The 1133-nt window shown below is 70.7% G+C and carries 1 protein-coding gene and 1 pseudogene; one reads left to right on the top strand and one right to left on the bottom strand.

Features of this window, described 5'->3' with window-relative positions; translation table 11 throughout:
- Positions 1-643 (bottom strand): annotated as a pseudogene (locus tag H5J30_RS34815) (alpha-mannosidase); the annotation flags it as partial.
- 294 nt (positions 644-937) lie between these two features.
- Here H5J30_RS34815 and H5J30_RS34820 point away from each other — a divergent pair.
- Positions 938-1133, top strand: a 196-nt coding sequence (locus H5J30_RS34820; protein ID WP_258563691.1) for a helix-turn-helix domain-containing protein, incomplete at its 3' end; no start/stop codon positions are given.

Below are 1133 nucleotides of genomic sequence, written 5' to 3' on the forward strand. Positions count from 1 at the left end.
CGTACAGGATTTCGTGGCGCCGGGCCGAGCCCTCGGGGAGCTGGTGCATCAGCTCGTCGAGCACCTCGATGTCGTGCACGAGCTGCCAGACGTCCTCGTCGCGTACGGCGATCTCCGCCTGGCGCAGGCGGTAGAGGTGATCGTCACCGGCGGTGTCGGGGGAGCCGTAGCGGGTGCCGCGGGCCTGGCTGCCGGAGATGTTCGGATTGGCCGCCAGCTCCACCAGCAGGTCGACGGTCTCGCCGCCGTCGGCGGCGGGCGCGAGCAGGACGCTGCGGTTGTACGGGTGCAGGCCCTGGACGGGGGAGCCGTCGCGGAAGACGAACCCCTCGGCCTGCCCGCCCGGGCCGCGGTCCGGGTCGAAGCCGAGGTCGAAGACGGCCTCGACGCGGCGGCCGGCCCACTCCGCCGGTATCTCCGCGGTGGCCCGCAGCCAGGTCGTCCCCCACGGCCTGCCCCAGGTGTCGCCGAGCGCGATCGGCCCGTAGGGCGCGCGCAGGGCCTCGGCGAGCGGTACGGGTTCGCCGTCGACGCTCCAGGCGCCGAGTGCCAGCGCGCGGGTGGCGGGGTACAGGGCCGGGCGAACGGACCGCTCCAGGAGCTTGCGGATACGTGCTTCGGTGATCCGGCGGTCGTCATGCACGGTGCGGGTCCTTTGCGTGTGGGGTGTCCCCGGGATGTCCCGGACGTTGCCTTCGGGCGGCGTTGACCGCGCGCTGCCCGGATTGGCGGCTATGTAAATCTCGTGGATTGCCCGATGTCAACGCTCCGGACAGGGCCGTCTCCTGCTGGCTCTTGCAGGCTTGCTCGCGGAAGGTATACAGATGAGGGCCTAGAAAGCGCGTTCTTCCAGGTCCCGACCTCCCGGCGAATTCTGTGGGATGCTCGGTCTCTGACCTGACAACGTGACGAGATCGGACACTAAGTACTTTTACAGTTGGAGCGGAAGAAGCCGATGTACGAGTCGAGCGGACTGTCCGTGACGGACGAGGCGCTGGCCGAGGTCAGTGCCTGGGCGGCGGGTCGGGAGGACCGGGCGGTCCGGCTGGCGATCGTGCGGGACGCCGCGGCGGGACTGTCGGTCTCCGAGAGCGCGCGCACCCTCGGGGTGTCGCGGCCGACGGTGACGGCGT

It is taken from the genome of Streptomyces phytophilus (assembly GCF_013870535.1).
GTDB lineage: Bacteria > Actinomycetota > Actinomycetes > Streptomycetales > Streptomycetaceae > Streptomyces > Streptomyces phytophilus.